General features: G+C 74.2%; 17 protein-coding genes and 2 tRNA genes. 2 read left to right on the plus strand and 17 right to left on the minus strand.

Annotated elements, in window-relative coordinates:
- Positions 1-70: 70 nt before the first annotated feature.
- The 3 genes from CHB98_RS22900 to CHB98_RS23050 form a co-directional block, all read right to left on the minus strand.
- Positions 71-1222, minus strand: coding sequence for a peptidylprolyl isomerase (locus CHB98_RS22900; protein ID WP_179224453.1), 1152 nt, complete (start codon positions 1220-1222; stop codon positions 71-73).
- 77 nt (positions 1223-1299) lie between these two features.
- Entirely contained in the window at positions 1300-2502 is a 1203-nt protein-coding gene (locus tag CHB98_RS12170) for a S49 family peptidase (protein ID WP_089305864.1), read from the minus strand.
- Positions 2499-3212 (minus strand): VOC family protein, encoded by a 714-nt coding sequence (locus CHB98_RS23050; protein WP_089305865.1) that lies wholly within the window; start codon positions 3210-3212, stop codon positions 2499-2501. Before CHB98_RS23050 ends, CHB98_RS12170 begins: the two co-directional genes overlap by 4 nt.
- Positions 3213-3370: 158 nt before the next feature.
- Here CHB98_RS23050 and CHB98_RS12180 point away from each other — a divergent pair, with 158 nt between their 5' ends.
- Positions 3371-3787, plus strand: coding sequence for a DUF6841 family protein (locus CHB98_RS12180; RefSeq protein ID WP_143425078.1), 417 nt, complete (start codon positions 3371-3373; stop codon positions 3785-3787).
- A 179-nt stretch (positions 3788-3966) separates the two neighbouring features.
- Here CHB98_RS12180 and CHB98_RS12185 read toward each other — a convergent pair.
- The 7 genes from CHB98_RS12185 to CHB98_RS12215 form a co-directional block, all read right to left on the minus strand.
- Positions 3967-4039, minus strand: a tRNA-Ala gene (locus CHB98_RS12185).
- Positions 4040-4058: 19 nt separating this feature from the next.
- Entirely contained in the window at positions 4059-4202 is a 144-nt protein-coding gene (locus CHB98_RS21655) for a DLW-39 family protein (RefSeq protein WP_179224455.1), read from the minus strand.
- A gap of 93 nt (positions 4203-4295) precedes the next feature.
- Positions 4296-4369 (minus strand) — tRNA-Ile (locus CHB98_RS12195).
- A 56-nt stretch (positions 4370-4425) separates the two neighbouring features.
- A complete protein-coding gene (locus CHB98_RS12200; protein ID WP_089305868.1) occupies positions 4426-5196 on the minus strand; it encodes a DUF3566 domain-containing protein in 771 nt (256 codons plus the stop codon).
- A gap of 163 nt (positions 5197-5359) precedes the next feature.
- The gene (gyrA, locus tag CHB98_RS12205; RefSeq protein WP_089305869.1) at positions 5360-7828 is read right to left on the minus strand and encodes a DNA gyrase subunit A; all 2469 of its coding nucleotides are present in this window, start codon (positions 7826-7828) and stop codon (positions 5360-5362) included.
- A 106-nt stretch (positions 7829-7934) separates the two neighbouring features.
- On the minus strand, positions 7935-9980 hold the full coding sequence (gyrB, locus tag CHB98_RS12210; RefSeq protein WP_089305870.1) for a DNA topoisomerase (ATP-hydrolyzing) subunit B: 2046 nt from the start codon (positions 9978-9980) through the stop codon (positions 7935-7937).
- Between the two features lie 267 nt (positions 9981-10247).
- The gene (locus CHB98_RS12215) at positions 10248-11672 is read right to left on the minus strand and encodes an APC family permease (RefSeq protein ID WP_089305871.1); all 1425 of its coding nucleotides are present in this window, start codon (positions 11670-11672) and stop codon (positions 10248-10250) included.
- A 122-nt stretch (positions 11673-11794) separates the two neighbouring features.
- Here CHB98_RS12215 and CHB98_RS12220 point away from each other — a divergent pair, with 122 nt between their 5' ends.
- On the plus strand, positions 11795-13324 hold the full coding sequence (locus CHB98_RS12220) for an SDR family oxidoreductase (RefSeq protein ID WP_089305872.1): 1530 nt from the start codon (positions 11795-11797) through the stop codon (positions 13322-13324).
- 130 nt (positions 13325-13454) lie between these two features.
- On the opposite strand, the gene CHB98_RS12225 is transcribed toward CHB98_RS12220, so the two are convergent.
- From CHB98_RS12225 to dnaA, 7 genes are all read right to left on the minus strand, one after another.
- Positions 13455-15221 (minus strand): ABC transporter ATP-binding protein, encoded by a 1767-nt coding sequence (locus CHB98_RS12225; RefSeq protein WP_089305873.1) that lies wholly within the window; start codon positions 15219-15221, stop codon positions 13455-13457.
- 10 nt (positions 15222-15231) lie between these two features.
- Positions 15232-16227, minus strand: a complete 996-nt coding sequence (locus CHB98_RS12230) for a hypothetical protein (protein ID WP_089305874.1) — start codon at positions 16225-16227, stop codon at positions 15232-15234.
- A gap of 45 nt (positions 16228-16272) precedes the next feature.
- Positions 16273-16773 (minus strand): DciA family protein, encoded by a 501-nt coding sequence (locus tag CHB98_RS12235; RefSeq protein ID WP_089305875.1) that lies wholly within the window; start codon positions 16771-16773, stop codon positions 16273-16275.
- Complete coding sequence (gene recF / locus CHB98_RS12240; protein ID WP_089305876.1) at positions 16770-17957, minus strand: DNA replication/repair protein RecF; 1188 nt, start codon at positions 17955-17957, stop codon at positions 16770-16772. Before recF ends, CHB98_RS12235 begins: the two co-directional genes overlap by 4 nt.
- A 90-nt stretch (positions 17958-18047) precedes the next feature.
- Positions 18048-18980, minus strand: a complete 933-nt coding sequence (gnd, locus tag CHB98_RS12245) for a phosphogluconate dehydrogenase (NAD(+)-dependent, decarboxylating) (protein ID WP_089305877.1) — start codon at positions 18978-18980, stop codon at positions 18048-18050.
- Between the two features lie 82 nt (positions 18981-19062).
- Complete coding sequence (gene dnaN, locus CHB98_RS12250; RefSeq protein WP_245821110.1) at positions 19063-20280, minus strand: DNA polymerase III subunit beta; 1218 nt, start codon at positions 20278-20280, stop codon at positions 19063-19065.
- Between the two features lie 481 nt (positions 20281-20761).
- Complete coding sequence (dnaA, locus tag CHB98_RS12255; protein ID WP_089305878.1) at positions 20762-22525, minus strand: chromosomal replication initiator protein DnaA; 1764 nt, start codon at positions 22523-22525, stop codon at positions 20762-20764.
- Positions 22526-22929 lie beyond the last annotated feature (404 nt).

Below are 22929 nucleotides of genomic sequence, written 5' to 3' on the forward strand. Positions count from 1 at the left end.
TGCCGGTAGCAGGCGGGGGCCGGGGGCGCCGGCTGCGGCTGGCCGGCGCCCCCCTCGTCCGGGGTGGTGGTCAGCTGCGCTGCACCTCGACGGACTGCAGGACGACGTCCTCCGCCGGGCGGTCGCCGCGGCCGGTCGGCACCTTGGCGATCCGGTCGACGACGTCGCGGCCGGCCTGGTCGGCCACCTCGCCGAAGATGGTGTGCTTGCCGGTCAGCCAGGTGGTCGGGGCGACGGTGATGAAGAACTGGGAGCCGTTGGTGCCGGGCCCGGCGTTGGCCATGGCCAGCAGGTAGGGCCTCGTGAAGGCCAGCTCGGGGTGGATCTCGTCGCCGAACTGGTAGCCGGGGCCGCCGATGCCCTGACCCAGCGGGTCACCGCCCTGGATCATGAACCCGTCGATGATCCGGTGGAACACGGTGCCGTCGTAGAGGCGGTCGGTCGTCTTCGCGCGGGTCTGCGGGTGGGTCCACTCCCGGCGTCCCTCGGCCAGGTCGGCGAAGTTCGCCACCGTCTTGGGCGCGTGGTCGGGGAACAGGTCGACGGTGATGTCGCCGTGGTTGGTGTGCAGGACGGCGCGGCGTGCGGGGGTCGCTTCGGTCACGGCATCCACTCTCCCACCGGACGGGCGGCGGCGTCGCAGCGGCCGGGGCCGCTCACCCCTCGGTGCAGGCGGCCCGGCCTGCGGACCCCTGAGGGCGGAGAACGGACGGAGGAAGTCGTCATCGAGGTCGACGACTCGGTCGGCCTCGTGGATCAGCGCCTGCGAGACGTCGCTGTTCCCAGCCGGCTCGACGGCCATCAGCACGACCTGGACGCCGAGGGACTGTGCCTCGGCCACGCCCTCGCACAGGTCCTCGTCCCCGGCCACGAGGTACGCGGTGGCCACCGACCTCTGTCGGGCGAGCGTGGTCAGGTCACGGTAGATCAGCGCGTCGACGCCCTTCTGCCGTCCCTGCACGAGGCGGCCCAGCCGCAGCTCGGTGTAGTCGAGCTCGCGCAGTGCGGCGAGTTCCGCGGAGAGCCGGCCATTGGGGACGCCGTCGTACCAGTACGTGCGCAGCAGAGGCAGCTCGGCGTCCCGCTCGACGCGGTCGGCCAGGGCAGCCGCCAGCTTGCACACCTCGACGTCCAGGCAGTTGCGCCGGTGCTCGGCCACGGTGAGGCTGCCACCGCCGGAGAGCAGGTGACCGGCGTCGATCAGCGGGACAGTGCGGTCCACCCCGACGACGGTGCCGATCGGGTCCCCGCTGGACCAGCACCGCCTGGCCCGTGTCCCGGACGTGGACCCGGGGCCGCTCAGCCCTCGGTGCAGGCGGCCGTGAGCTCCCCGTGGTAGGCCAGCACCAGCGGGGGGCCGCTGCACACGGTGCTGCGGCCGGGTTCGAGCGCCGCCGCGCCGGTGCCGCCCACGGAGGAGGTCGCGCCGAGGAAGGACTCGAGGAACCCGGGGCCGGCCACCCGGTCCACGCGGGTGTCGTCGGGGTCGGCGCCGTTCATCTCGGCGGCGTACCGGTAGGCCTCCTCGCGGCCCAGGACCCGGTCGACCAGGCCGCGGTCGACGGCGGTGTAGCCGTCGAAGACGAAGGCGCCCAGCTCGTCGACGATCGTCTGCGCCGGGATGCCCCGCGCCTGGGACACCCACGAGACGAACTCGGCGTACTCGCGGTCCAGGCCCGCGCCGAGCACCGCCCGCTCCTCCTCGGTGATGTCGCGGTAGGGGTTGCCGAAGTCCTTGCCGCGGCCGCGGGTGAAGTACTCCTCGGTGATGCCGCCCTCGGTGGTCACGCCCGGCTCCAGCAGCGAGCCGGGGATGCCGGTGACGTCCCGGAAGCGCTGCAGCGGGCCCATGATGACCCCGATGCTGCCGACCAGGCTGCCGTGGTCGGCGACGATCTGGTCGGCCCCGGCCATCGCGTACATGCCACCGGAGGCGGACAGGCCCTGCACGTGGGCCATCACCTGGTTGCCGGTGCGCTTCTGGTAGCGCTCCACGGCGTCGGCGATGGCGCGTGAGCCGTAGATCGTGCCGCCCGGGGTGTTGAGCTCCAGCACCAGCCCGTCGGCGTCCTCGGCGGTGAGGGAGTCGATGGTGTCGGCGACGTCGTAGCCGTAGGTCGCCGTGCCGAAGGTGGCGCCGTCGCTCTGCCCGCCCAGGATGACCCCGGTGACCGGGACGGCGATCAGCCGCCCGCCGGCCGTCGGCTCGCCCCAGACGGTCTCCGTGACCGGCCCGCTGGTCGCGGTCTCCCCGCCGCCGGAGGCGAGCCCGACCAGGGCCAGCACCATGACCACGACCAGCCCCAGGCCGACCGTCCCCAGCGCCAGGCCGGCGCCCAGGCTCGCCCCCAGGCCCAGGCCGAAACCGCGCCGGAAGGGGCTCGGCTGCCGCGGGGGCGGCAGCGGACGCCAGACCGGCGGCGGTGACGGGGGCGGCATCGGCGGGGACGGCGACGACGGGGGCGGCGTCGACGCGTCGGGTGCCGGCTGCTGGGTGCTCACGTCGGGCCCTCCAGGGTCTCGGGACAGCGAGGCGCGACAGTACCCATGCGCGTGCGGAGCGGGCGCTCAGCGCGCCACGCCGTGCCTGCACCGTGACCGAGGGGTGGCGACGACGGGATCGATCCCGGCCCCGCGTTGCCGAACCGATCGAGGGGAGGTCCCGGCGCGGTGAGCCGCTCCGACCACCCGTCGTGACCGGCGCTCCCGTCGACCTCGTGGCCGGTAGCAGTCCCGGGCCCCGGGAGGTGTCGCGCCCGGCAGATCTGCCACCACCCGTGTGGCCCGCTGCAGGGAGCATCAGCCCGGTCGCGGCGGCCGGGAGAACAGCTCGAGCGCGATCCCGTCCGGGTCACGGAAGTCCAGCACCTTGCCACCACGTGGAGGCGCGCGTCCGCCACCGGCGAGTGCTGCACCGCCGGAGCGCTCAGCCGCTGCTGCCAGGTCAGCAGCGCCTCTGGATCCGGAACGGCCAGGGCGACGTGGTCGCGGCCGGTCCTCCGCTCGTCGAACTCCTGACCGCTGCCGGGCAGGTGCCGGTGGATCACGAGGATGGTCCCGCTCTCCGCGTGACCACAGAGGGTCCGTCGCCAGCGGTCGGTCGTCTCCGTCGCCAGCGGCTGGAAGCCCAGGACGTCCCCGTACCAGCGGACGCTGCGGTCGTGATCCCCCACGGACAGCGTGACGTGCGCCCACCCGGCCATGGCCACCATCCCGCACAGGGCAAGGAGTGCCGCACCTGGCCGAGAAGGCGGAGGAGCGTCGAACCGACGCGGGGCGGCCGCGGCCCCGACGAGGCCGCCCGGGCCACCGCTCGACGAAGCAGCGCGCGACTGCCTCCGAGGCGGCCCCGGTGCAGGACGATGTCGACATGGACGAGCTGGAGGTCGAGCGCTGGTTCGACTCCTACCTGGAGGAGTTCGCCGCGGTGGGTCGCGGTGACGTCGAGGACGTACGGCGACTGCTGGAGTACTACGGCGTACCGCTGTTGGTCGGCACTGACACGGGGTGCCCAGCCCTCGAGGACGAGTCGCAGGTGCTCGCGTTCGCGCGGCAGCAGGTCGGGAGCCTGCGCTCGGCGGACTACGACCGCAGCGACAGGCTCACCGCCGAGACCACTGTCCTGAACGGGTCCTGCGCCGTCCACGAGGGGCGGTTCTCCCGCCTCCGGGCGGATGGGAGCGAGATCGCACGGATCACCTGCACCTACCTGATCACCAAGGGCCCGGGTGGCCACCGGATCTCAGCCATCGTGGTGCACTCCGGGTCCCCCACCCACGCGGACTGAAGCCGGGTGCAGCTGCTCCACGGGCGGGACGGGCTCGGCGAGCGACTCCGGCAACGGCGCCCTGCCGAGCCGACTGACGGGTGACCGCGCCCGGCTCCGGGCCGGGTCGTCGCCGAGGACGTCCTGGTGCGCCGTGCCGGTCGTCCGCGGAGGCGCGGACAATCCGCAGGTCGTGCGCGTGGAGACGAGGGGAATCGAACCCCTAACCCCCGCCTTGCAAAGGCGGTGCTCTGCCAATTGAGCTACGTCCCCGGGGTGGGCGCGCCGGGACTCAGCGGGTGGTGGGCCTGCTGACGGCCTGGGGGCCGCGGGTGGCCTCGGCCCAGAGGTCGGCCTCGGTTCGGCCGGCCGACCGTCTGCGGACGGCGGCGAGGGCGCTCGCCGCCGCGGCCGCGAGGACCAGCTTCCTGAGCACGCGCGGTACCTCCTCGAAGCGGGTCCCCTCCTCGCGGAGGGGCCGGGAGCCGGCCCGCGGAGCGGGTGCGGGCCGGTGGCGCCGGGACACGGGTGGGCCTGGGAGGACTTGAACCTCCGGCCTCATCCTTATCAGGGATGCGCTCTAACCGCCTGAGCTACAGGCCCGTGGACCTTGGCCAGCGTACCCGGCGGCCCGGCCGGGGCCGCCGGGGGGTCCTGGCTCAGTCCCGCTCGGAGAGGGTGACCTCCAGGCCGCCGACCAGGTCGGAGCACATGTTGTAGATGAACGCCGCGACCGTGCACAGCGCGGTGAGCAGCACGATGTTGATCGCGCCGACGACCGCGGCCCCGCCGAAGACGATGCCCGGGGTGATGACCTCGCTGCGGCCGTCGGCGCCGGAGGCGGTGCCGAGCTGGCCGAACAGGTCGTTGAGGGTGTCGAAGACGCCGAGGCCGGACAGCACGCCGTAGAGCACGCCGACGGCGACCATCCAGATGAAGAACAGCGCGATCGACAGGACCAGCGAGATCTTCAGCGCGGAGAACGTGTCGATGTGCCGCAGCTGCAGGCGGGCCCGGCGCGGACCGCGGGCGGCCTTCTGCCCGGCCGCGGCGTTCTGCCCGGCCGCGGCGTTCTGCCCGGCCGCGGCGTTCTGCCCGGCCGCGGCGTTCTGCCCGGCCGCGGCCTTCTGCCCGGCCGCGGCCTTCGCGGGGCCGGCGGCCGGCTGCGTGCCGGTGACCGGGGCGACGGCGGGCTGCGTCGCGGACGCCGGGCCGGCCGCGGCGGGGGCGCCGCCGTCGGCCGCGGCGGGGGCGCCGCCGTCGGCCGCGGCCTGGGTCCGGGCGGTGTGCGCGCCGGGGATGGACTGGGTGGCCCCCACGGGCGGCACGCCGTCAGCCGCGGGCTGCTGGCCGGTGGCCGTCCCCTGTGCCGGGGCGGTGTCCCCGGTCCGGGACCCGGTGCGCACCGAACCCTGCGTCCGGTCGCTCATGCGAGTCTCCCGTTCCCCAGCGGCCCACGCCGCTGCCTCGCACCCGGGGGTCCCGGCGCGCTGCCGGGGGCGCCTGGGCGCCCGTCATGGTCGGGACGACGGAGGCGGGGTGCCCCGATCCGGGGGAACCGGGCACCCCGCCTCCACCGTCGTCGGACCCAGCCTAGGCGGACGCCTCGTCGTTGTCCGTCGTACGCGCGATCGCCACGATCGACACGTCCTCGGGCAAGTTCATGAGCTTGACACCCATGGTGGCCCGGTCCTTGTTGTGCCGGACGCCGTTGACCGGGGTGCGGATCACGCCGCCGCCGGAGGTGATGGCGTAGAGCTCGTCGCCGAGCTGCACCGCCAGCGCCCCGACCAGGTTCCCCTTGCGCGCCTTGGGGTCGGCGGTGAGGACGCCCTTGCCGCCGCGGCCCTGCGGCGGGTAGTTCTCGATGCCGGTCCGCTTGGCGAAGCCGCGCTCGGTGGCCACGAGGACGTCGACGCCCTCGGTCACCACCATCATCGACAGCAGCGAGTCGTCGCCGGCCAGCGCGATGCCGCGCACGCCCTCGGTGGCCCGGCCCATAGGCCGCAGCGTGGCGTCGTCGGCCTTGAACCGGATCGACATCGCCTTGCGGGTGACCAGCAGCAGGTCCTGGTCGGCGTCGATGAGGGCGGCGCCCACCAGCTCGTCGCCCTCGCGCAGGTTGATGGCGATGACGCCGCCGCTGCGCGGGGAGTCGAAGTCGGTCAGCCGGGTCTTCTTCACCTGCCCGTTCGCCGTGGCCAGGACCAGGTACGGGGCGACCCCGTAGTCCTTGATCTGCATGACCTGGGCGATCTTCTCGTCGGGCTGGAAGGCCAGGATGTTGGCCACGTGAGCGCCGCGGGCGGTGCGCGCGGCCTCCGGCAGCTCGTAGGCCTTGGCCCGGTAGACCCGGCCCTTGTTGGTGAAGAACAGGATCCAGTCGTGGGTGGAGCCCACGAAGAAGTGGTCGACGATGTCGTCCTGCTTCAGGGTCGCGCCCATCACGCCCTTGCCGCCGCGGCGCTGGGACCGGTAGAGGTCGCTCTTGGTGCGCTTGGCGTACCCGGTGCGGGTGATGGTGACGACGACCTCCTCCTCGGCGATGAGGTCCTCCATGGAGACGTCGCCGTCGTTGGCCACGAACTTCGTGCGCCGGTCGTCGCCGAACTTCTCGACGATCTCGGCCAGCTCGTCGCGGACGATCTGCCGCTGCCGCTCCGGGGAGTCGAGGATGGCCTGCAGGTCGGCGATCCGGGCCTCGATCTCGGCCAGCTCGTCGACGATCCGCTGCCGCTCCAGCGCCGCCAGCCGGCGCAGCTGCAGGTCCAGGATCGCCGTCGCCTGGATCTCGTCGACGTCCAGGAGCTCCATCAGGCCGGTGCGCGCGGCGTCGGCGGACTCGCTGCTGCGGATCAGGGCGATCACGGCGTCGAGCTGGTCGAGGGCCTTGGCGTAGCCGCGCAGGATGTGCGCGCGCTCCTCGGCCTTGCGCAGCCGGTAGCGGGTGCGCCGGACGATGACCTCGACCTGGTGGTGCACCCACTTGCGGACCAGCTCGTCGAGCCGCAGCGTCCGCGGGACGCCGTCGACGATGGAGAGCATGTTGCAGCCGAACGACGTCTGCAGCTGGGTGTGCTTGTAGAGGTTGTTCAGCACCACCTTGGCCACGGCGTCCCGGCGCAGCGTGATGACCAGCCGGCGGCCGACGCGGTCGCTGGACTCGTCGGCGATCTCGCTGATGCCCTGCAGCCGGCCGTCGCGGACGGCGTCGGCGATCGCCTCGGCCAGGTTGTCCGGGTTGACCTGGTAGGGCAGCTCGGTGACGACCAGCTGCACCCGGCCGCGGGTGTCCTCCTCGACGGTGACGACGGCGCGCATGCGCACCGACCCCCGGCCGGTGCGGTAGGCGTCCTCGATGCCCTCGCGGCCGACGATGAGGCCGTGCGTGGGGAAGTCGGGGCCCTTGACCCGCTCCATGCAGGCGGCGAGCGCCTCCTCCGGCTCGGCGTCCGGGTGGTCGAGGACCCAGTAGGCGGCCTCGGCGACCTCGCGCAGGTTGTGCGGGGGCATGTTGGTGGCCATGCCGACCGCGATGCCGGCCGAGCCGTTGACCAGCAGGTTGGGGATGCGCGAGGGCAGGACCAGCGGTTCCTCGGTCCGGCCGTCGTAGTTGGCCTGGAAGTCGACGGTCTCCTCGTCGATGCCGGCCAGCATCTCCATGGCCAGCGGGGTGAGCCGGCACTCGGTGTAGCGCATGGCCGCCGCCGGGTCGTTGCCCGGGGAGCCGAAGTTGCCCTGGCCGTCGATCAGCGGGTAGCGCATCGACCAGGGCTGGGCCAGCCGGACGAGGGCGTCGTAGATCGCCGAGTCGCCGTGGGGGTGGTAGTTGCCCATCACCTCGGCGACCGGCCGGGCGCACTTGACGTAGCCGCGGTCGGGGCGGAAGCCCTGGTCGTACATGGCGAACAGCACCCGGCGGTGCACCGGCTTGAGGCCGTCGCGGACCTCGGGCAGCGCGCGGCCGACGATCACGCTCATCGCGTAGTCGATGTAGCTGCGCTGCATCTCCTGCTGGAGGTCGACCGACTCGACGCGGTCGCGGGCGGGTGTCTCGGTCACGGTTCAGTTCTCCGGTGTTGAGGCGAGGAAGCGAGTCCGGCGCATGGCCCCCTCGCAGGGGCCCGCGCCGAGCGGAGCGAGGCGTGGGGGGCGAGGGGGTCCTGTCTCAGACGTCGAGGAAGCGGACGTCCCGGGCGTTGCGGGTGATGAAGCTGCGGCGGGCCTCGACGTCCTCGCCCATGAGGATGCTGAACAGCTCGTCGGCGGTGGCGGCGTCCTCGAGCGTGACCTGGCCGAGCAGCCGGGTCTCGGGGTTCATCGTGGTCTCCCACAGCTCGCTGGCGTTCATCTCGCCGAGCCCCTTGTACCGCTGGATCATCTCCTCGCGGACGCGGCGTCCCTCCTCCTTGCCCGCCTTGAGCAGCGCGTCGCGCTCGCGGTCGGAGTAGGCGTACTGGTCGCCCCACTTGCCGCCCCACTTGATCTTGTACAGCGGGGGGCGGGCCAGGTAGACGTGCCCGGCCTCGACCAGCGGCCGCATGAAGCGGAACAGCAGGGTGAGCAGCAGCGTGCAGATGTGCTGGCCGTCGACGTCGGCGTCGGCCATCAGCACGATCTTGTGGTAGCGCAGCTTGGCCAGGTCGAACTCGTCGTGGATGCCGGTGCCGAAGGCGGTGATCATCGACTGGACCTCGGTGTTCTTGAGCACCCGGTCGATGCGCGCCTTCTCGACGTTGATGATCTTGCCGCGGATGGGCAGGATCGCCTGGAACATCGAGTCGCGGCCGGACTTGGCCGAGCCGCCGGCGGAGTCGCCCTCGACGATGTAGACCTCGGAGTTGCGCGGGTCGGTCGAGCGGCAGTCGGCCAGCTTGCCGGGCAACCCGGTGGAGTTCAGCGGGTTCTTCCGCGCCAGCTGGCGGGCCTGCTGGGCGGCGCGGCGGGCCCGCGCGGCCGAGCTGGCCTTGGTGATGATCTGCTTGGCCTCGGCCGGGTTGGCCTCGAACCAGTGCCCGATCTGCTCGTTGCAGACCCGCTGCACGAAGCCCTTGACCTCGGTGTTGCCGAGCTTGGTCTTGGTCTGCCCCTCGAACTGCGGGTCGCCGAGCTTGACCGACACGATCGCGGCCAGGCCCTCGCGGATGTCCTCGCCGGTGAGCTTCTCGTCCTTGCTCTTGAAGAGCTTCTTGTCCTCCGCGTAGCGGTTGACGATCGAGGTCAGCGCCGCGCGGAAGCCCTCCTCGTGGGTGCCGCCCTCGTGGGTGTTGATGATGTTGGCGAAGGTGTGCACCGACTCCGAGTAGGCCTCCGACCACTGCATGGCGACGTCGACGGACATCGCCGTGTCGTTCTTGCCGGTGCCGTCGGCGGAGAAGCCGATGACCGAGCGGTGGATGGCCGTCCGGGTCCGGTTCAGGTGGGCGACGTAGTCCTTGAGACCGCCCTCGTAGAGGTAGGTCACCTCGGTGGGCTCGAACGCCGGCTCCTCGGCGTGCGCCGCCGGCGCCGCTTCGGCGAGGGACGCCTCCTCGGCCATGCCGGTCTCGGCCTTGCTGTGCCCGGGACGCTCGTCGCGCAGGACGATCCGCAGGCCGGCGTTGAGGAAGGCCATCTCCTGCAGCCGGCGGCTGATCGTGTCGAACGAGTAGGTCGTGGTCTCGAAGATGTTCGGGTCGGCCCAGAAGGTGATCTGCGTGCCGCGCTTCCTGGTCGGCCCGATCTTCTCCAGCGGGGAGGGCTTGGCCTCGGCGTAGTGCTGGTGCCACTCGGTGCCGTCCCGCCAGATGCGGACGTCGAGCTCCGTGGACAGCGCGTTGACCACGGTGACGCCGACGCCGTGCAGGCCGCCGGAGACGCCGTAGCTCTTGCCGTCGAACTTGCCGCCCGCGTGCAGGATGGTCATCACGACCTCGACGGTCGGCCGCTTCTCCACCGGGTGCAGGTCGACCGGGATGCCGCGGCCGTTGTCCTCCACCCGCACGCCGCCGTCGGCGAGCAGGCTGACCCGGACGGTGTCGCAGTAGCCGGCGAGCGCCTCGTCGACGGCGTTGTCGACGACCTCCCACACCATGTGGTGCAGGCCCCGCTCACCGGTCGACCCGATGTACATGCCCGGGCGCTTGCGGACCGCCTCGAGACCCTCGAGGACGGTGATGGAGCTGCCCGAGTAGGCGTTCTCAGCCGGGGCGTCGGTCTTCGGTCGCGCGACCACGTGGGGCCTCCCTGTCGCGCACCCGGCCCACGGCGCCCGACGAGGACAGGGGCGCAGAACGGCTCTCAGCCGGATGCTGGCGGATTCTCCCTCCGAGGATACCGGGTGCCACGACAGGAACGCGGCCGTCCCGGCCCTCACGCCGTGTCTGCGCCACTCGCAGCACGCCTGCCACCCCAGGTGTTGCCCCCGGGGCCGACACGCCCGTGAGGACCCCCCTGTCCCCCACCACCCGCGGGCTCGTGGCGGGCCCCTGCAGGGGGGCCTTCAGTTGTGCGGGCCGGTCGGCCCCCCGCCGGTCAGGTGGCCGGGGTCGAGACGGGGCGTCCCGCTGCCGCTGCGCCGGGTGGCCAGGACCGTCACGCCCCACAGGACGACGCCGATCCCCAGCAGGACCCCGGCGATCCGGTACTGCTCGGCAGGCCGTCCGGCCCAGGGCGTGGCCAGGTAGGCGCAGGCCAGCGCCCCGACGACGGGGAGCACCGTGGGGGTGCGGAAGTGCTCGGCGTCCACCGGGTCGCGGCGCAGCACCAGGACGGCGACGTTGACGACGGTGAACACGATGAGCAGCAGCAGCGCCGTGGTGCCGCCGAGGGCCGGCACCGCCCCGACGAAGGTGATCAGGCCGAAGGCCAGGGCGGTGGTGAACAGGATCGCCGTGGTCGGCGTGCGGCGGCGGTGGTGCACCACGCCGAGGAAGCCCGGCAGCACCCGCTCGCGGCTCAGGCCGTAGACCAGCCGGCTGGCCATGAGCATGTTGATCAGCGCCGAGTTGGCGACGGCGAACATCGTGATGACGCCGAACAGACCCAGCGGGAAGCCCGGGGCGCCGGCCTCCACCACCTGCAGCAGCGGCGTGTCGCCCTGGCTGAGCCGGTCGGCCGGCACCAGGGCGATCGCGGAGATCGACACCAGCACGTAGATCAGGCCGGTGAGGCACAGGCCGGCCAGCAGCACCCTGGGGAAGATCCGCCGCGGCTCCTTGCACTCCTCGGCCATGTTGACCGAGTCCTCGAAGCCGACCATCGCGAAGAACGCCAGGCCGGTCGCGGCGATGACCCCGCCGACGACCGAGCGCTCGCCGGTGTCGAACTCGGTCACCCGGGAGAAGTCCCCGCCCCCGCCGCCGAGGGCCCACACGCCGACGCCGATGACGATCAGCAGGCCGGTCAGCTCCACGCAGGTGAGTAGCACGTTGGCCTTGACGCTCTCGCCGACGCCGCGCAGGTTGACCAGCGCGATCAGGGTCATGAAGCCCAGCCCGATCAGCGTGATGCCGATGCCCGTGCCGACGTCCAGGTCGACGACGTTGGCGAAGTTGGCGCTGAACGCCCGGGCGGCGGTGGACGCCGAGGTGATGCCGGAGCTCATCACCGCGAAGGCGACGAGGAAGGTCACGAAGTGGACGCCGAAGGCCTTGTGCGCGTACAGCGCGGCGCCGGCGGCCTGCGGGTACTTGGTGACCAGCTCCAGGTAGCTGAACGCAGTGACCAGCGCGACGAGGAAGGCGACCAGGAACGGCAGCCAGACCACGCCGCCCACCTGGGCGGCGACCTGGCCGGTGAGCGCGTAGATGCCGGTGCCCAGGACGTCGCCGACGATGAACAGCAGCAGCAGACCCGGGCCCATCACCCGCTTGAGGGCCGGCTGGCCGTCGGCGGTGCGGTCGGGTGCTGCCGTGGTGTCGGCCATGGGGACCCCCTGATCGGTGGTACCGGTGCGTGCGACCGCCGTTGGCCCGGGTCCCGATCGTGGCGGGTGGACCGCCGCGGCGCGACCCGAGCGCGCGCGGCGATGACGCCGGACACTGGGGCATGGCCGAGACCCACGGCACCACCGCCGCCCCCCTGACCTGCCTCGTCACCGGGGCCACCGGCTACATCGGTGGCCGGCTGGTGCCCGAGCTGCTGGCCGCCGGCCACCGCGTGCGGGTGATGACCCGCTCGCCGGAGCGGCTGCGCGACCACCCGTGGGCCGGGGACGTCGAGATCGCCCGGGCCGACGCCGGCGACCCCGAGGCGGTCGCCGGGGCCTGTGCGGGTGTCGACGTCGTCTACTACCTGATCCACGCCCTGGGCACCGGCCCGGAGTTCGAGGGGACCGACCGGCGCACCGCGCGGGTGATAGCCCGCGCGGCGCGGGAGGCCGGCGTGCGGCGGCTGGTCTACCTCGGCGGGCTGCAGCCCGAGGGCGAGGAGCTCTCCCCGCACCTGCGCTCCCGGGCCGAGGTGGCCGAGATCCTCATGGGCTCCGGCGTCCCCACCGCCGTGCTGCGGGCCGCGGTGGTGCTGGGCTCGGGGTCGGCGTCCTTCGAGATGCTGCGCTACCTGACCGAGCGGCTGCCGGTCATGGTCACGCCCCGCTGGGTGCACAGCCGCATCCAGCCGATCGCCATCCGCGACGTGCTGCGCTACCTCGTCGGCTGCGCGACCCTGCCGCCGGACGTGCACCGCTCCTTCGACATCGGCGGCCCCGACGTCATGACCTACCTGGAGATGATGCAGCGCTTCGCCGCGGTCGCCGGGCTGGGCCGGCGGCGGATCCTGCCCGTGCCGGTGCTCACCCCGGGGCTGTCCAGCCACTGGGTCGGCGTGATCACCCCCGTGCCGCCGTCCATCGCCCGCCCGCTGGTGGAGTCGCTGCGCAACACCGTGGTCTGCTCCGAGCACGACATCGCCCGGTACGTGCCCGACCCGCCGGAGGGCCTGCTCGGCTTCGACGAGGCGGTGCGGCTGGCCGTGCAGAGGGTCCGGGACCAGACGGTGGCCACCCGCTGGTCGTCGGCGTCCGTGCCCGGCGCGCCCTCGGACCCGCTGCCCACCGACCCGGACTGGGCCGGCGGCACCCTCTACCTGGACGAGAAGACCCGGGTGACCGACGCCTCCCCGGAGGACCTCTGGCGGGTGGTCGAGGGCATCGGCGGGGACAGCGGCTGGTACTCCTTCCCGCTGGCCTGGGAGGTGCGCGGCTGGCTGGACCGCGCCGTCGGCGGCGTGGGCCTGCGGCGGGGACGGCGCTCGCCGTCGGACCTCTACGTCGGCGAGGCCCTGGACTTCTGGCGGGTCGAGGCGCTCGACGAGGGCCGGCTGCTGCGGCTGCGCGCGGAGATGCGGCTGCCCGGGCTGGCCTGGCTGGAGTTCCACGTGGAACCACAGGAGGACGGGCGCCCCCTGCTGCGGCAGAAGGCGACGTTCAAGCCCTCCGGGCTGCTCGGCCACCTCTACTGGCGGGTGCTGGTGCCGTTCCACGGCCCGATCTTCGGCGGCATGGTCCGCAACATCTGCCGCGCGGCCGAACAGGGGACGGCGGCCTCGGTGGGCTCGCACCGCGCCCAGGCGGCGTGATCTGTCGGCCTACCGGCCGACACCGCGGCCAGGTGACGTGCCCCGGCTGCGCTGAGCCCATCCCGGCGACCCGGCGGGGACCCTCCGGGCCCGCCACCGGGCCACCGCCTCGCAGGGCGGCTCCCGCTCGTCAGACCAGCAGCTGGGCGGCGGCGAGCTCGCGGTAGAGCGGGCTGGTCTCCACCAGCTCCTCGTGGGTGCCGCTGGCGACCACCTGCCCGGCGTCCAGCACCACGATCCGGTCGCTGTCCAGCACCGTGGACAGCCGGTGGGCCACCACGAGCAGCGCCCGGTCGGCCGACGCCGCGGCCAGGGTGTCGCGCAGCAGGGCCTCGTTGCGGGCGTCGAGGCTGGCGGTCGGCTCGTCGAGCAGCAGCAGCGCGGGGCGGGCCAGCAGCGACCGGGCGATGGCCAGCCGCTGGCGCTCCCCGCCGGACAGCAGCACGCCGTCGTCGCCCACCGGCACGTCCAGACCGCGGGCCGAGCGCTGCACCACCCCGGTGAGCCCGACGTCGGCGAGCACCGCCCACAGCTCGGGGTCGGTGGCCTGCGGCGCGGCCAGCAGCAGGTTGTCGCGCACCGAGCCGGCCAGCACCGGCGCCTCCTGCTCGACGTAGCCCAGCCGGGCGCGCAGGCCGGCCCGCGGCAGGTCGCGCACGTCGGTGCCGGCCCACCGCACCGCCCCGCCGGTCAGCGGGTAGAAGCCCTCGACCAGCGCCAGCACCGTCGACTTGCCCGCCCCCGAGGGCCCCACCAGGGCCACCCGACTGCCGGCCGGGACGGCGAGGGAGACCCCGCGCAGCACCTCGGTGCCGTCGGGGTAGCCGAACGACACGTCGTCCAGCTCCAGGAGCGGCACCGCCCGCGACGGCGGGCGCGCCGGCACGGGCAGCGGCGCACCGCCCCGCTCCGGGCGCGCGTCGTCCTCCGGGTCGAGGGCGAGCACCTCCTGCACCCGCGCCAGCGCCCCGAGACCGCTCTGCAGCTGGGTCCACGCCCCGATGGCCTGGCCCAGCGGCATGACCAGCAGGAACAGGTACAGGATGAACGCGACCAGGTCGGCGACGGCGATCGAGCCGGTGGCCACCCGGTAGCCGCCCAGGCCCAGGACGGCGAGGAAGGCCCCCTGGACGGCGATCGAGCCGGCCGGGCTCACCAGCGCCTGCAGCCGGGCCACCCGCACGCCGGCCGTGTACGCCCGGCCGGCGCTGGCCGCGACGACGTCCACCTCGCGCGCGGTCGCGCCGCTGGCCCGGATGGTGCGCACCGCCGACAGCGCCCGCTCGACGGCGGCGGTCATCGCGCCGACCTCCTCCTGGGCCTGCTGCGACAGCCGCCGCACCCCGCGGGACACCGACACGACCACCGCCAGGCCGACCCCGACCGAGACCACGGTGACCAGCAGCAGCCAGCCGTCCACCAGGGCCATCGCGACCACCGCGCCCACGGCCACCACCGCGGAGCCCGCGACCTCCACCACCCCCGAGGTGACCGTCGCGCGCAGCAGCGTGGTGTCCGCGCCCACCCGCGACATGAGGTCCCCGGTGCGCCGCCGGTCGTACTCGGCCACCGGCAGCCGCAGCAGCCGGTCGGTCAGCGTGCGCCGGGTGGAGAGCACGACGCCCTCGGCGGTGCGCTGCAGCAGGTACTGCTGCACCGCGTTCAGCGCCGCCGACGCCACCAGGACGACGACCAGCAGCCCCACCGGCGGCAGCAGGTCCCCGCCGGACCCGACCACGTCGATGACCCGGGCCACCAGCGCCGGCTGGGCCAGCGCCCCGGCCGCGGCGACCAGCGACAGCGCGGCGGCCGCGGCCAGGGGGCGGCGGTGCGGGCGGACCAGGGGCCACAGCTGGCGCAGCGTGGCCTGCGGGGCGGCCTGCGCCGGGGTGCTCACCTGCGCGCGCTCAGAGCGCGGGGGCGAGGGCGCCGACGACGGCGGTCAGCAGCCGGGCGTGGTGCTCGATGAGCTGCGGCCGGTGCCCGTCGGGCCGGATCGCCGCGATCCAGCCACCCGCCAGCCCGCCCCCGCCGGGCCCGGGCGCCGTCCAGAACTCGTCCCCGTCGTCGGTGCCCAGCAGCAGGCCGCGGACGGCATCCGAGCCGACCAGCGCGCGGGCGGCCGGGCCGTCCTCGGCGGCCAGCAGGACCCAGCGGGTGTCGAAGGCGGGGTCACCGCTGGGCACGTGCACCAGCCCGCCGGTGCGGTGCCGCCAGAAGCGGGCCGGCGAGAGCCGCAGCGGCGGCAGCGCACCCAGCACGGGGGCGGCGGTGACCGCGTACTCGGGCACCGCGTACCGCCCGGAGGCGAACAGCACGTCGAAGGCGACCAGGTCCAGGGTGCCGTAGCGGCCGCGCATCACCCCGGCCGGCCGGTGGTCCCTGGTGGCGCGGACCGGGGCCGTACGCACCAGCTCGGCCAGGGCGGCGTCCTCCGGGCCGGTGCCGTCGGAGATGTCCCAGCCCTGCTGCACCGCCCAGGCCTGCGCGCCGACCGGGTCGCCCTGGTAGGCGAAGAGCCGCTCCACCTCGCCGGGGGTGCGCGGCCGGCGCGGGCCGAACAGGCCGCCCCCCGCCGGCGGGCCGGCGGTCCGCGGCCCGGCCGGCGGCTGCTGCGCGGGGCGGTCGGGGGCGGCCGGCGGCAGCTCCCAGCCCGGGGGCTGCCAGGCGGTGCTGCCGCCGCCCTGCTCCGGCCCGGCGGGCGGCGGCTGCGAGGCGGGCGGCTCGGAGGCCGGGGGCTGCGGAGCCGGGGGCTGTGGGGCGGCGGGCTCGGCGCCGGAGCGGTCGCCGCCGCCGAGGTGGCCGGGCTCGCGCCAGCCGCTGCCCTCGTCGGGGCGCTGCTCGAAGCCGTCGCGATCAGAGCCGTCGCGATCGGAGCCGTCGCGGTCTCGCGGGCTGCTCATGCCTGCATCGTCCTCCCGGAGCCGCCCCGCACCGCGCGGCGGCTCCTATCCGTACGTGTCGCGAGGTCCGCGTCCGCGGACCGAGCGGGGACCCTTCTTCCAGCTCGGGGCCGTCGGTCCGACAACGCGCAACCGCGTCACCACGTCCCCACCGACCGAGGCGTGCAGCCGGGCGAGGATCGTCGGGGCCAGCAGCCGCAGCTGGGTGGCCCAGGCGGTGGACTCCGCGACGACCAGCAGCTCGCCCTCGGTGAGGGTCTGCGGAGTGCAGTGCGCGGCGATGTCCGGGCCGACCAGCGCCGACCACCGGCCGAACACCGCACCGACCTTCGTGTGCTCCGACCAGTCCTGGGCCTGCACCAGGTGGTCGACCAGCCGGCCCAGGGGCTGCGGGTCGTCGTCCCCCGGCCGGGGGCCGCTCCAGCTCCGCTTCGGCCCGGCGATCCGGCGGCGGGTCGGGCGGGGCCGGGCCGCCGAGGCCGCGCGGGCGGCCTCCAGCGCCGCGCGCGCGATGTCGCTGGGCCGGGCCGGCCGTTCCTCGCTCATGGGACCTCCTCCCGCACCGCCCCATCCTCGGCGGCCGCCGGGTCCAGCGGTACCGCCTGCCCGCCGGCGACCTGCACCACCGCGCCGCGCAGCTCCACCGGGACGTCGTCGAGCACCGCGGCGGTGACCAGCGTCTGCTCCGCCGACCGGGCCACCGCGGCGAGGGCCGCCCGCCGCTCGGCGTCCAGGGTGGCGAAGACGTCGTCCAGCACCAGGATCGGCTCGTCGCCGTCGGCCCGGAGCAGCGCGAAGCAGCCCAGCTTGAGCGCCAGGGCCAGCGACCAGGACTCGCCGTGGCTGGCGAACCCCTTGGCCGGCATCGACCCCAGCGACACCACCAGGTCGTCGCGGTGCGGGCCGACCAGCGTCATCCCGCGGTCGACCTCCTCGCCGCGCCGCTCGGCCACCCGGGCGCGCAGCGCGGCCGACAGCTCCGCCGCCGTCGGCAGCGGCGTCCCCTCGGCGAGGGGTGTCCCGTCCCCGGCGGCGGGCACGGTGCTGGCGTAGCCCAGGGCGGCCACGGCGGCGTCGGCCCCGGCCACCCCGGCGTAGGCCCGCGCCACGTGCGGTGCCAGGTCGGCGACCAGCCGCAGCCGGGCGGCCAGCAGCTGACCGCCGAGGTCGACCAGGTGGCCGTCCCAGACATCGAGGGTGGCCAGCGCGTCGGCGCGGGCCAGCCGCGCGGTCTTGAGCAGCGCGTTGCGCTGCCGGAGCACCCGGTCGTAGTCGCTGCGGACGCCGGCCAGCCGCGGGGTGCGGCTGACCAGCAGGTCGTCGAGGAACCGGCGCCGCTCGGCGGGGTCGCCGCGGACGAGCACCAGGTCCTCCGGGGCGAACAGCACCGACCGCACCAGCCCGAGCAGCTCGCGGGGCCGCGGCAGCGGCGCCCGGTTCACCCGCACCCGGTTGGCCCGCCCGGGGTTGATCTCGATCTCCACCAGGAGCTCGCGGTCCTCCCGGCGCAGGGCGGCGCGGACCACCGCCTGGGCGGCGCCCTGCCGGACCAGCGGGGCGTCGCCGGCGACCCGGTGGCTGCCCAGCGTGGCCAGGTAGCCGACCGCCTCGACCAGGTTGGTCTTGCCCTCGCCGTTGCGGCCGACGAAGACCGTCGGCCCCGGACGCAGGGCGAGGTCCACCCGGTCCCAGTTGCGGAACGAGCCGAGCTGCAGGTGGCGCAGGTACACCTCAGCTCGCCCGCGGTGGTGTGCTGGGACGGCCCCCCTGCAGGGCCCCGCCACGAGCCTGCGAGTGGTGGGGGGCAAGGGGGTCCTCCATCATGCCGGGCGCTCGACCTCCTGCTGGCGGACGGCCTGCACGGCGTGCCCGCCGAACTGGTTCCGCAGCGCCGCGACGGCCTTCATCGTCGGCGAGTCCTCCTGGCGGGAGGAGAACCGGGCGAACAGCGCGGCGGCGATGGCCGGCATGGGGACGGCGTTCTCGATGGCCTGCTCGACGGTCCACCGGCCCTCCCCGGAGTCCTCGGCGTAACCGCTGATCCGCTCCAGCGCCGGGTCCTCCTCCAGGGCGCGGACCAGCAGGTCCAGCAGCCAGGAGCGGATGACGGTGCCCTGCGTCCAGGACCGCACCACGCCGGGGACGTCCTCGATCAGGTCGACGGCGGCCAGCAGCTCGTAGCCCTCGCCGTAGGCCTGCATCATCGCGTACTCGATCCCGTTGTGGACCATCTTGGAGAAGTGGCCGGCGCCCACCGGGCCGGCGTGCACGAAGCCCGCGCCGGGCATGTCCTGGCCGGACTCGTCGGTGGGCGCGGGCGGCTTGAGGGCGTCGAACACCGGCTGCACCTTGGCGACGTCGTCCTTGGTCCCGCCGACCATCAGCGCGTAGCCGTTCTCCAGGCCCCAGACGCCGCCGGAGACGCCGGCGTCGATGTAGCCGACGCCCTCCTCGCGGCACATCACGTCGTGGATCTGGTCGTCGGTGTACTTGGAGTTGCCGCCGTCGACGATGACGTCACCGTCCTCCAGCAGCCGGGCGAGCTCCTTGACGGTGGCTCGGGTGGGCTCACCGGCGGGGACCATCACCCACACGACCCGGGGGGCCTCGAGCGCCTCGACCAGCGCCGGCAGGCTGTCGACGTCCCGCTTCTCCGGGCTGTGGTCGTAGCCGACGACCTCGTGGCCGGCACGGCGCAGCCGCTCGGCCATGTTGCCGCCCATCTTGCCCAGCCCGATCAGCCCCAGCTGCACGATGCTGTCCTCTCCTCGGCGATCCTCGGTCCCATCGTGGTGGTCCGGCCCGGCCGCCGCCCGGCGGCAGCCGGGGCCGCGCTCAGCCCGGCAACCGCACCGGCATGATCAGGTAGCGGTAGCTGCCCGCGCGCTCGGCCGGGCGGGCGGGGGCCTGGTCGTCGTCCGCGGCGGGCTCGGGCACCCCGGAGAGCACGGCGGGCTTGAGCGGGCTGGTGAAGTCCATCCGCGCTCGCGGGGTGTGCACGGCGGCCAGCCCGTCGAGCAGGAACGTCGGGTTGAAGCCGATGGTCAGCGGGTCCCCGTCGAACTCGACGTCGCAGCGCTCCTCGGCCTGGCCCTCGTCGTCGGTGCCGCCGGCGCGCAGGGTGACCTGGCCGGGGGTGAACTCGCAGCGCAGCGGCGTGCCCCGCTCGGCGACCAGCGCGACGCGCTTGGCGGCGTCGGTGAACGTGCCCACCGGCAGCGTGGCGTTGCTCGCCGACTCGCTGGGCATGATCGCGCGGTACTTGACGAACTCGGCGTCCAGCAGCCGCGTGGTGGTCTGCCGGTCCTTGCCCGAGAGGCCCAGGATGCCCTCGCCGGAGCCCCCGGAGGCCAGCGACAGGGTGATCTCCGGGCCACTGGTGAGCGTCTTCGCGGCGTCGGCCAGCGTGCGGGCGGGGACGAGCACTGCCGCGGTCACGCCGGGGGTGTCCGGGCGCCAGGCGAACTCGCGGACGGCGAGCCGGTAGCGGTCGGTCGCGGCCAGCGTGACCAGGTCGTCCTCGATCTCCAGCCGGACGCCGGTGAGCATCGGCAGGGTGTCGTCGCGCCCGGCGGCCACGGCCACCTGCCCGACGGCCTCGGCGAACACGTCGCTGTCGACGACGCCGGCCGACGACGGCATGGCCGGCAGGGAGGGGTAGTCCTCGACCGGCAGCGTCGGCAGGCTGAAGCGGGCGTTGCCGCAGGAGATGGCCAGCCGCGGCCCCTCGGCGGTCAGGACGACCGGGTGCGGCGGCAGCGCGCGGGTGATCTCGGCGAGCAGCCGGCCCGGCACGAGCACCCGGCCGCTCTCGGAGGCCTGCACGTCGACCTCGGCACGCGCGGAGACCTCGTAGTCGAAGCCGGAGACCGACAGCTGGTTGCCGTCGACCTCGAGCAGGATCCCGGCCAGGACCGGCACCGACGGCCGTGGCGGCAGGCTGCGCGCCGTCCACGCGACGGCATCGGCGAGCACCTCACGTGCCACCCGGAACTCCATGACCCACTCCACCCCAGCCGTCGTCGTGTCCTCGCTGCCCGATGCGGTGCTCATCGTGCCCTGTGCCGCCGACGCGGTGGGCACCGCTGGCCTGCGATCGGGCCCCTCCTGGCGCAGCGTCCCCACCCAGAGTGTGGTTCGAGACACCCGATCTCTCTCCCTCATCCTCGTCATCACAGGTGTGGAAGCTGGGGATCGGGGTCGTCCGCCCAGGTCAGGGCACGAGTCGACGTGTTGGCGGACTGTGGGTGGACAGGGGCCTCCCTGTGTCGACACGTGGACATCTCGACGGTTGCCCACACCGGTCGCCGGCTCTCCACCCCCTGTCCCCCGGTTCCCCCAGGTCCGTCCCCAGGCCGTACCCAGGTGCGGGCGCCGGGCGTCCCCGCGAGCGGCCCGGTGCGGTGTCCGCGCAGGTCAGGACGGCGCCGGGCCGGTGCCGACGGTGCCGGAGGGGGCAGGCGGGCGACGATCTCCCCAGCCTGTGCACATCGTTGGGGACAACTCGTCGACTCCTCGACCGGCGGTCACCCGGCTACTGGCGGGCGCGGCTCTTGATCCGCGCGGTGAGCTCGGTGACCTGGGTGTAGGTGGCCCGCCGTTCGCTCATCAGGTTGGTGATCTTCTTGACCGCGTGCATGACCGTGGTGTGGTCCTTGCCGCCGAAGGAGGCTCCGATCCGCGGCAGGGACAGCTCGGTGAGCTCCCGGCACAGGTACATGGCGATCTGGCGGGCGTTGACCAGCGTGCGGCTGCGGTTGGCGCCCTGCAGCTCCTCCATCGTCACGGAGAAGTACTCCGCGGTCGCGGCCATGATGATCGCCGCGGTGATCTGCGGGCCCTGCTCGTCGCTGATCAGGTCCTTGAGCACCAGCTCGGCCAGCGGCAGGTCCACCTGCTGGCGGTTCAGCGACGCGAACGCCGTCACCCGGATCAGCGCGCCCTCGAGCTCGCGGATGTTGGTCTGCACCTTGCTGGCGATGAACTCCAGCACCTGGTCGGGCACCTGCAGCCGCTCGCCGTAGGCCTTCTTGCGCAGGATGGCGATGCGGGTCTCCAGGTCCGGCGCCTGGACGTCAGTGATGAGCCCCCACTCGAAGCGGGTGCGCAGCCGGTCCTCCAGCGTCGTCAGTTTCTTCGGCGCCCGGTCGGAGGTGATGACGATCTGCTTGCTGGCGTTGTGCAGCGTGTTGAAGGTGTGGAAGAACTCCTCCTGCGTCCGCTCGGCGCGCTCCAGGAACTGGATGTCGTCGATGAGCAGGAAGTCGATGTCCCGGAACCGGCGCCGGAACTCCTCGGCGCGGCCGGAGTGCACCAGGTTGATGAACTCGTTGGTGAACTCCTCGGTGCTGACGTAGCGCACCCGGACGTTGGGGAACATCCGCGCCGCGTAGTGCCCGATGGCGTGCAGCAGGTGGGTCTTGCCGAGCCCGGAGTCGCCGTAGACGAACAGCGGGTTGTAGGCCCGCGCCGGCGCCTCGGCCACGGCGACCGCCGCGGCGTGGGCGAAGCGGTTGCTGTTGCCGATGACGAAGGAGTCGAAGACGTACTTGGGGTTGAGCCCCGGGTCCTGGCCGCCGGCCGGCGTCCGCCGGTCGCCGCCGAACAGGGGGACGGCGTCCCCGCCCCGGGAGCCGCCACGGCGGCCGCGGGAGGGCCCGGGCGGCTCCTGGGGACCCCCGGCGCCGTCCCCGCCGTCGAGGTCGAACGGCAGCACGGCGACGCCGTCCTCGTCGAGGTCGGTGCCGCCCCAGTCGCGCTCGGCCGCACGGGTGCCGCGGCCGGCCGGCCGCCGGGCCGCCGGGCTCCAGTCGGTGGGCGCCCACTCCTCGACGTCCCGCTCGGCGGGGCGGGGGTCGGGTGCGTCGGCGGCGCCGTCCTCCCACGCCGGCCGCACGTCGGCGCGCACGCCGAACGCGCTGCGCCCGTCGTCGGCCCGGTCGCGGGTCTCCCGGTCCTCCTCGGCCCGCTGGGCCTCGACCACCGACCAGGGACGGCGGGTGGGGACCTCCGGCCGCGGCGGGGCGGGCGGCGCGGCGGGGCTGTCCTCCACCTGCACGGCGACCCGGATCTCCCGCCCGAGGTGCTCGGACAGCGCCTCGGCCAGCACCCGGCGCATCCGGGACTCCAGCACGGTCTGGGTGAACTCGTTGGGCGCGGCGAGCACCGCGGTGTCCTCGAAGACGCCGACGGGCCGGGTGAGGTTGAGCATCGCGTTCTGCTGCGGGGACAGGCTCGTGGCCAGTCGCTCGCGGATCTGGTCCCAGACCGCCGCCAGGTCCACCGTGGCATCGGCCATGGCCCTCGTCCTCCCGGGTTCCGTGTGTCGTCGCTCCGCCGTGACCGCCCACCGCCGGCCCCGTGGTCCCCCGGCCGGTCCCTGCTGTGGACATCCGGACACCCGGTGTCCACACCGGTGTCCACAGGCTGTGCACGGTCCGGCGACGCACGCCCACCGGGCCCGTGCGTGCCGTCCTCGTGGGAGCATCCTCGCTGGTCAGAGGCGAGTCGTCGCGCTCGTCGGGAGAGCGTGGGAGTCGGCCGGCGCCGGCGGGGCGGCCCCCGCGCCGGACGTCGGTGTCCGGTGTGGAGCGACGGCGACGCTAACAGCCCCGTCCACAGCCCGGCAACGAGCAGGGCGGCGGGGCCCGGCGTGCCGTGGGCGTGTCGCCCGGGGCCTCCAGCGTGGCACCGACGGGGCCG

The sequence above is a fragment of the Geodermatophilus pulveris genome, from assembly GCF_900188375.1.
GTDB lineage: Bacteria > Actinomycetota > Actinomycetes > Mycobacteriales > Geodermatophilaceae > Geodermatophilus > Geodermatophilus pulveris.

What these genes read in the sequence shown, in the direction of transcription:
- CHB98_RS23050 (WP_089305865.1), bottom strand. Translation starts at nt 3,212, where the DNA reads ATGGTGGCCATGGCCGGGTGGGCGCACGTCACGCTGTCCGTGGGGGAT.
- CHB98_RS12180 (WP_143425078.1), top strand. Translation starts at nt 3,371, where the DNA reads ATGGACGAGCTGGAGGTCGAGCGCTGGTTCGACTCCTACCTGGAGGAG.
- CHB98_RS12200 (WP_089305868.1), bottom strand. Translation starts at nt 5,196, where the DNA reads ATGAGCGACCGGACGCAGGGTTCGGTGCGCACCGGGTCCCGGACCGGG.
- CHB98_RS12215 (WP_089305871.1), bottom strand. Translation starts at nt 11,672, where the DNA reads ATGGCCGACACCACGGCAGCACCCGACCGCACCGCCGACGGCCAGCCG.
- CHB98_RS12220 (WP_089305872.1), top strand. Translation starts at nt 11,795, where the DNA reads ATGGCCGAGACCCACGGCACCACCGCCGCCCCCCTGACCTGCCTCGTC.
- CHB98_RS12230 (WP_089305874.1), bottom strand. Translation starts at nt 16,227, where the DNA reads ATGAGCAGCCCGCGAGACCGCGACGGCTCCGATCGCGACGGCTCTGAT.
- CHB98_RS12235 (WP_089305875.1), bottom strand. Translation starts at nt 16,773, where the DNA reads ATGAGCGAGGAACGGCCGGCCCGGCCCAGCGACATCGCGCGCGCGGCG.
- dnaN (WP_245821110.1), bottom strand. Translation starts at nt 20,280, where the DNA reads ATGAGCACCGCATCGGGCAGCGAGGACACGACGACGGCTGGGGTGGAG.
- dnaA (WP_089305878.1), bottom strand. Translation starts at nt 22,525, where the DNA reads ATGGCCGATGCCACGGTGGACCTGGCGGCGGTCTGGGACCAGATCCGC.